9 protein-coding genes are annotated in these 7419 nt (G+C 61.5%); 3 read left to right on the forward strand and 6 right to left on the reverse strand.

Going from position 1 to position 7419, the window contains the following annotated elements:
* Positions 1 to 117: 117 nt before the first annotated feature.
* From NW844_RS06160 to rpsN, 3 genes are all read right to left on the reverse strand, one after another.
* The gene (locus NW844_RS06160; protein WP_414334383.1) at positions 118 to 978 is read right to left on the reverse strand and encodes an ABC transporter ATP-binding protein; all 861 of its coding nucleotides are present in this window, start codon (positions 976 to 978) and stop codon (positions 118 to 120) included.
* Positions 979 to 1077: 99 nt separating this feature from the next.
* On the reverse strand, positions 1078 to 1710 hold the full coding sequence (locus tag NW844_RS06165) for a ribonuclease D (protein WP_414334385.1): 633 nt from the start codon (positions 1708 to 1710) through the stop codon (positions 1078 to 1080).
* A gap of 59 nt (positions 1711 to 1769) precedes the next feature.
* Positions 1770 to 2075, reverse strand: coding sequence for a 30S ribosomal protein S14 (gene rpsN, locus NW844_RS06170; protein ID WP_414334387.1), 306 nt, complete (start codon positions 2073 to 2075; stop codon positions 1770 to 1772).
* A 183-nt stretch (positions 2076 to 2258) separates the two neighbouring features.
* Between rpsN and NW844_RS06175 the strand changes: the two genes are divergently transcribed.
* Entirely contained in the window at positions 2259 to 2582 is a 324-nt protein-coding gene (locus NW844_RS06175) for a hypothetical protein (RefSeq protein WP_414334389.1), read from the forward strand.
* On the opposite strand, the gene NW844_RS06180 is transcribed toward NW844_RS06175, so the two are convergent.
* Both NW844_RS06180 and NW844_RS06185 read right to left on the reverse strand, forming a co-directional pair.
* A complete protein-coding gene (locus NW844_RS06180) occupies positions 2579 to 4099 on the reverse strand; it encodes a YcjF family protein (RefSeq protein ID WP_414334390.1) in 1521 nt (506 codons plus the stop codon). The genes NW844_RS06175 and NW844_RS06180 overlap by 4 nt on opposite strands.
* A gap of 80 nt (positions 4100 to 4179) precedes the next feature.
* The gene (locus NW844_RS06185) at positions 4180 to 4680 is read right to left on the reverse strand and encodes a cytochrome c oxidase assembly factor Coa1 family protein (RefSeq protein ID WP_414334392.1); all 501 of its coding nucleotides are present in this window, start codon (positions 4678 to 4680) and stop codon (positions 4180 to 4182) included.
* A gap of 510 nt (positions 4681 to 5190) precedes the next feature.
* Here NW844_RS06185 and NW844_RS06190 point away from each other — a divergent pair.
* Positions 5191 to 5511 (forward strand): hypothetical protein, encoded by a 321-nt coding sequence (locus NW844_RS06190; RefSeq protein ID WP_414334394.1) that lies wholly within the window; start codon positions 5191 to 5193, stop codon positions 5509 to 5511.
* Positions 5512 to 5587: 76 nt separating this feature from the next.
* Here the strand turns inward: NW844_RS06190 and NW844_RS06195 are convergent, their stop codons facing one another.
* Positions 5588 to 6472 carry an arginase family protein gene (locus NW844_RS06195; RefSeq protein WP_414334396.1) on the reverse strand — a complete coding sequence of 295 codons (885 nt, stop codon included), beginning with the start codon at positions 6470 to 6472 and terminating at the stop codon, positions 5588 to 5590.
* A gap of 222 nt (positions 6473 to 6694) precedes the next feature.
* Here NW844_RS06195 and NW844_RS06200 point away from each other — a divergent pair, with 222 nt between their 5' ends.
* A complete protein-coding gene (locus tag NW844_RS06200) occupies positions 6695 to 7129 on the forward strand; it encodes a photosystem I reaction center subunit II PsaD (RefSeq protein ID WP_414334398.1) in 435 nt (144 codons plus the stop codon).
* The last annotated feature ends 290 nt before the right edge of the window (positions 7130 to 7419 follow it).

Raw genomic sequence — 7419 nt, forward strand, 5'->3', positions numbered from 1 at the left:
CCACCGGCAGGAGCAGCGAGGCCGCTTTCGTCTGGAGAAATCGGTCAAAGGAGTTCTTCATCTGGGTTGCGCGGCGATCTATCGAGAAAACTTTGGTTAGCTGCTGCGCCGTTCGCGTCAGCGGGACGGAGTCCTTATGTGCTTGCGCACTTCCGCAACCAAGTGGTGAAACTCGTCCGTCAGGCAGATCTCCAACGGGCGCGGGCGGGGCAGATCCACCTTGAGGGTAAAGACAATCTCGCTAGGCCGCGACCCCATGACATAAATGGTATCGGAGAGGAAAACCGCCTCCCGCAGATCGTGAGTGATGAGAATAGTCGTGCAGCCGGTGCGCAGCCACAGCCGCTGCAACATCTCCCACATCTCCTCGCGGGTGAAGGCATCCAGGGCGGCAAAGGGCTCATCCAGCAACAACAGCTCCGGCTGGTGGATCAAAGCTCGACAGAGGGCAACCCGCTGCCGCATCCCCCCGGAAAGCTGCCAAGGATAGGCTTTTTGGAAACCATCCAAGCCCACGGCGGCCAACAGCTCCAGCGCCGACTTTTTGTGCTGAGCCAGGTTTTGCCGGAAGGTGCGCTTGTAGGGCTCTACCACTTCCAGAGGCAGCAACACGTTCTGTAAGGTAGTGCGCCAGGGCAGCAGCACCGGATTTTGGAAGGCCATGCCCACCCTCTTGAGGGGGCCGGTGACGGGCTGCAACCGAAAGTAAAGGGTGCCGCCGTGGTTGGTGTTGAGGCCGGCTATCATCTTCAACAGAGACGTCTTGCCGCAGCCGCTCGGCCCCACAATCGAGACAAACTCCGAGTGGGCCACCGAAAAGCTGAGGTCGCGGATGATCGTGACCGGGGATCCCTTGCCGGGGTACTGCAGGGAGACGTGGCGCAGCTCCAGGATAGGCTTGTCCAAGAGCCCAAGAGAGACACTGCTCTGGGCCACCTGCTGCGACTCCAACATCGACTCAACTCCGGTGGTTTTCACGGCCAGCCTCCTTCCCATTACACCAGAGAGGAGAGCAACCAACTGTATTGCCCAATACTCTGCCGTCCAGCAGCAAGGCCGGTTCTTCGGGGCTGCCGCCTACTGGTGCTCGAAGACGTTGCTATATCCCAGCAGATCCAGCTCCACCAAGGTGGGCAGGTGTTGAAAACAGCGCTGCGCCAGCTCCCAGCGCTCCTCCCGCTGCAACATCTGGGCCAACTTGTGGCGCACCGGGATCAAATAGCGGACATCGTTGGCCGCATAGTCCAACTGCTCCGGCGAGAGGGACTGGACAGCTCCCCAGTCGGAGCTTTGGGCGGCTTTGTTTAGCTCCACCCCGCACAGCTCGCTCACCACGTCCTTCAGGCTGTGCTTACTGGTGTAGGTGCGGGCCAGCTTGCTGGCTACCTTGGTGCAAAAGACTGGCCAGGCCTGGATCCCCAGGTGGTAGCGCAGCATGGCCAAGTCAAAACGGGCGTAGTGGAAGATCTTTTCGATGTTGGGATCCGTCAGCAGCCGCGCCAAACGGGGGGCCTGCTTCACGCCGCGGCTGAGCCGCAGCAGCACCACCTCGCCGGCAGCGTTAGCTATTTGCACGACGCAGAGCCTGTCCCGCTGCGGGATCAAGCCCATCGTTTCGGTATCCACGGCCAACTGGGATTCGCCGGCCAATGCCTCCACAACCTCTAGAGCGAGATCTTCATCACAAAGCTGAAAAGGCTGCAGGCCCACGCCGGCTCCCTCAAAAGAATGGTTTGGCTGTAGAACCAAGCAACGGCGGCTTAGGCAAACTACCAGCTCGACTTGACCACGCCCGGCAGCAGGCCGCGGTGGGCCATTTCCCGCAAGCTGTTGCGGCAGAGCCCGAAATCCCGGAAATAGCCGCGGGGACGCCCGGTTTTCCAGCAGCGGTTGCGCAGGCGGGTGGGCGAGCTGGCCCGAGGGAGTTTTTGCAGTTGAGCATGCAGCTCCATGCGGGTGACCTGGTCGATGTTGGGATCGGCCATGGCCGCCTTTAGTTGTTGGCGCTTCTCCCGATATTTTTCGACCAAGCGCTGGCGCTTTTTCTCCCGCTCGATCATGCTCTTTTTAGCCACGGCTCACCTGTTTCTCCCAATTTTTCAGCTTATCCAGAATAGCGAGAAGCCCTCCCCTCAGGCAAGGGGATCCCAGAGCCGGCCATCCTCGCCGCTCCCCTTGCTTGGGCTCCGTAGGATCCCTGAGGCCAGCCTCTTGGCTTGGGGGCAATCTCTTTCTGTAGGCAAGGTTGGTGGTGGGTGATGACCCTTTCCAAAGTGATCTCGTTTGTCGCCGCCAAGTTCAAGGTTTCCCCAGAGCAGATCGAGGCCACCCGCGTGATCCTCCACAAGCCCCCGGCTTTGTTGGCGGTGCTCAAGTCGGCTCCGCCGCTGCCCAAAGAGGTTTTGCAGGATCCCAGCTTGGCCTATATCTATCCGGCCACTTTTATTCAGTGGTCGAAGTGCATGCATGGCCTGGCGGAATGGGATGATGTGCCCGCCCTGAGCTACGCCGACTATGTGGCGCAGATGGAGCTGACCTTCCTGCCGACGGATATTGCTGTCGAGGCCGCCAACAGGGACTAGCGCAGGCGAAAAACCCGTTCTGAGGCCTGGCGGACAAACTCCTTGAGCCAGCCCGCTTTTTGGGTGCTCTCCACCTGGGCCCTGACCACCGCCTGCATCCCCCCTTCCCCCCAGCTTTGGTTGCGCTGGAAATACTCGATGAAGCTTTTGCCGGCAATGCGGGTGAGATAGCCGGCGCTGGCCGCCTGGATGGGGGCTGTCGCCAAAAAACCGACCACGCTCACCTCAGCCACCGTAGCCAGGAGCCCGGTGGTCAGTTGGATCGCCCCTTCCACCAGCCCCAGGCCGGCCAGGGTCTTGGCCAGGGACAGGGCCAGTTCCCGCCCCTGCTGCAGGTTCATCTGGCAGCCGTAGAGGGATCCCAGCTCCACCACCATCTGGGCGTTGATGGCGGCAATGGCCAGCAGATCCAGCGCCGGGATGGGGTTGGCAAAGACCACGCCGGTCACGATCCACTGAAAGCGATCGATCACCTCCTCCGCCTGGCGGCGCAACTGCGCCTGGATGATCCGCTTGGCCTCTTCCCCCAACTGCTGCGATTGCAGCAGGGCATTGTCCAAGGCCAGGGATCCCCCTTCGGCGTAGAGCACCGCCTGGACGCGATCCCGCACCGCCGCCACCTCGGGCTCCGGTTGCCAGGTTTGGGATCCCAGCCGCACGGGGGCCGGGTCAGCAGCAGCCAGCAGCACATCTTCCGGTTGGATCAGGGGGTAAACCCGTTCCCGCAGGCGCTGCAAGAGGAGCTGCCGTTCTTCCGAGGTGTAACGGTCGATTTTGTTGAGCACCAGCAGAGCCCGCTTGCCCAGGGCGATCAACCGGCGCAAGGGATCCACCTCCGACTGGCGCAGATCCCCATCCACCACCACCAACAGCAGCTCGGCGGCCTGGGCCTGCGCCTGCGCCTCCTCTTCCCGCATCGCCCCTGCCGGCCCGATCTCCAAAATGCCCGGGCAGTCCACGATCTGCACCGGGTGGGGGATCCCGGGCAAGTCCCAATCGTAAACCGCCACCGTCTGCGTGGTGCCCAGCGTTGCCCCCACCGCCCCCACCCGCCGCCCCAGCAGCGCGTTCACCAGCGAGGTTTTGCCCGCCGATCCGGTGCCGAAGACCACCACCTGCAGTTGGGGCCGGGCCAACTGTTGGGCCAGCCGAGCCGACCGCTCCGCCAGCGCTGCCCGCGCCACCTGATCCTGGATCTGCGCCATCTGAGCTTCTAGGTGCGCCAGGTTGCGCCGGGCTGCCTCCCACTTCTCGGCAGGGGTCTCCGGGGGGGCCGGCCTGGGAAGCCTCTCGGTTTTAGGGGCGGGGCGGAACAGAAACAAGTAGTAGATGGAAGCGGCCAAAAACACCAGCAGCAGCAACACCAGCACCCCGATCAACAGCCCCCCCAAAATCGGGTGGTAGCGGGTGGCGTAGTACAGATCCAAAAACGATTGGATCAGCCAGACAATCAAGCCCGTGAACGAGGCCAGCAGCGCCAACAGCAGCAGCAAGCGCAGATAGGGAACCGATCGCATAGGGATCCAGGGCCACAACCGTTCGCGTCAGCGGAACGGAGTCCTTTTGACTCTAGCCGTGGCTGATCCTGTCCGGCTACCTAGATCTCGCCCTCAGGCTGTAGGGGCGGCTCTTCCCCTTCACACCGGGATCCCCCCTCGATGACCCGAATGGCCTGCGGATCCCCATCCACCTTCACCTGCAGATGGCGCAACTGCCAGGCTGTTCGCGTCAGCGGGACGGAGTCCTTACCGGCCACCCCCCGCTCCGACTCCACAGCCACCTCGCCGGTGCGCCGGGATCCCGTGATCAAAAAGGACAGACAGGCCCAGCCGGCTTGCTCATCCTCCTGAAAGCGCAGCCGCGAGGGCCAGCCCGGACGCAGGGGATCCCCTAGCTGCTCCACCACCACCGCATTCTGTTCGAGCTGCTCCACCGCCAACTGGTAGGTGCGATAGGCTCCCGAAGCGCGGATCCCATTCCAGACCAGGATCCCTGCCCCCACCAGCCCCAAGCCCAGCACCGCCAGCAGACCCAGACAACCACAGCCGCAGCAGCCCAGCGGGACAGCACAGCCAACTTGTTGGGGACTTTCCGACATGGCCAACCGCCACCGCAGAGTGCCCCTACACTAACACAAAGTTGCCGCTCATCCTGGTTGCCTTCCTGTCCCACAAAGCCCAGATAAAAGGCCAATCAAGCCTACGCCATTTGTCGGTAACGAGCGACGCTTCCCAGTTCCGTATTGCTACAGACATCTGTTTGTAGCTTCAAACAACAGCTCGGAAAATCATGGAATCGGCCACTCTTTGGCAAGTTCAAGCAACCCATTGTTGAGTCTAATTCCGCACTGCAGCGAAGGTTGGATCCCTACGTATCAAGTTGCTGGCTTTGCTCCCGATTAGCCGAGAAAAGCTTGCACCACAAAGATTCTAGGCTTTTTCCTCGGATGGGATCTGGTCGCATCAGCGGGACGGAGCCCTTATGAATCAGCAGTCAATGAACACCTCGAAAGCCCCCATTCTCGAATCCGCTATTTGGCGGAGTCAATATCAGAGGGATTTATCGAGAATAAGAGCAGCAAAAAATCTCGATTTAGCAGCATGAATCTATGAATGAAGCGACAACCATGACCGTGCAGCAGATCATTCAAACCGCTATGATCACCGGTCTGCTCACCGCTGCTCAGGAACACGAGCTCAACGTGAGGCTGTTCCGAGATGAGTGCTCCGAGGCCGACCTCTTCCTGCTGCGCCGCCTGCACCGCTGCCTACGCCAGGGATCCATCCGCCAGATCCCGGCCTTGCACAACACCATAGTCGTTGGCCGCTTCGGCCCACCCCTGCGCCCGGTGCCGGACAGAGCCGAGGACGCACAGCCCCAAGCTTCTGGGCCGAAGCTGGTGCCTCAGCCTAACCCCAAGGTCAGCTAGAAACCGCAGGAACCCCGCCTTGTACCCGTAGGGTCAGGGTCGAGAGGAATGCGGATAAAGACTTCATAAGCTGGGCTCAAAAGGTTCGCGATCTATTTTCCAGCCGTTCGAGCATAGCGGGGTCGGGATCCAGCTTCAGGGAGTAGAGGCCGTAGCAGGCCAGCAGCCAATTGAGCAGACGGGCCACCACGCGGGCGGTTGGCCGCGTCGCCGATCCCACCGCCACCCCTCCCAGGGAAAGGCCGACCACCGGGCGAGCGGCGAAGATGGCCTCACAGGTTTGTAACAGTCGCAACCAGCCCAGCCCCCCCGGCTCTGGGTAATGCACCGCCGGCGCCAGAGAGGGATCCAGCACACTGCAGTCCACCACCAAAAACACCGGCTGCTCCGGCAAAGCCTCCACCACCTGCTGCGGATCCCAGCCATCCTGGGCCCAGAAGATCGGGCTGGAGTGTTTTTTGAGCCAGGCGTAGGCGCGGGCACTGCCGCTGCGCAGCCCTACATGCACCACCGGCAGCTTGTGCTGGTAGAGCCGCTCCACCCAAGCGGCGTTGCCATAGCCCATATCTTGCTCCGGCTGGGTCATCTCTGCGGGAGGCATCAGGTTGGCATGGGCACTGCAATGCACCACACTCAGGGCCGGGTGGTGCTTCCAAAGGGCACGAATGGCCCCCCAACTGGCCGCCAAGACCGAAGGCAACAACACCGGCCACTGTTGTCGTCGCCAAGCCTGCGTCACTGCCGCCTCACACATGCCGTAGGGCGGCTCATCCACCAGCCCCGGCAACTGCGCCACCGCCAGCTTATCCACATCGATCCCCAACCTAGGCTCGAAGGCACACAGTTCGGCGCCAGCGTTGAGAATGGCCAGCGGCGCCTGCGTATCGTGGCCAAAAGCAGTGGGGATGAGAATGACCCTGGCGTTGGATTGCGAACTGGGATGGAGGGACCACTGGGCCATGGACGTCGTTCCTGTTGCAAAGGTAGAGCTCTGCGGCCTGCTTCTATAGTGGCTCACAGGGTAAGCCGGGATCCGCCGGCGCCGGATCTGGATCTGCTACGAAAAATTACAGTTCGCCGGCAGATCTGGGGTCAAAAATTGGGCCGATGGTAGATTCAAAGTGCTCCGCGCCGCAACTCCAAGCGCGGCCCGACAACGCAAACAACAACGAGAAGGTAGGCTATGGCTGTGATGGAAGGCGATCCCCGTCAGGGGGCGAAGCTGCCTCTGTTTGGCGGATCCACCGGAGGGCTGTTGAGCGCAGCCGAAACCGAAGAAAAATACGTGATCACCTGGACGGGCAAGCCGGGGCAGGTGTTTGAAATGCCCACCGGCGGCGCTGCCGAGATGGTGGAGGGCAAAAACTATCTCACCTTCGCCCGCAAGGAGCAGTGCTTGGCTCTCGGCGCCCAGTTGATCTCGGAGTTCAAGATCAAGGACTACCAGATCTTCCGCATCCCGGCGGGTGGACAGCCGGAGCTGGTGCATCCCAAAGATGGCGTCTTTCCCGAGAAGGTCAACGAGGGGCGCCAGCCCGTCGGCAAGGTGGATCACAACATCGGCAAGAACAAAGAGCCGGTTACCTACAAATTCACCGACGGGAAGCCCTGGGACTAATTCCGGCGGCCTTTGTCTTTCTGTCTTGTCGGATCCCCTGGCCAGCTCAGGGGATCTTTAATTTATTCGTCTCCGCTGGCAACCGGTTTGAAAGGGTTCGGCGCTGTTAGCCCTCACCCCCGGCCCCTCTCCCCGAGGGAGAGAGGAGGCGGAAGGTCATGTTGGGAAGAGTCGGATCTTTTGTCGGGCTGCCTTTGGCCAAAAAAGCTCCAGCAAAGCTGGAGCTGTACCTGCACCCTGACAGGGCCTGGGCAAGCCTACTTGGCAACCGCCGCGAAGAACTCCTTGGA

The sequence above is a fragment of the Synechococcus sp. H55.2 genome, assembly GCF_047462495.1.
Classification (GTDB): domain Bacteria; phylum Cyanobacteriota; class Cyanobacteriia; order Thermostichales; family Thermostichaceae; genus Thermostichus.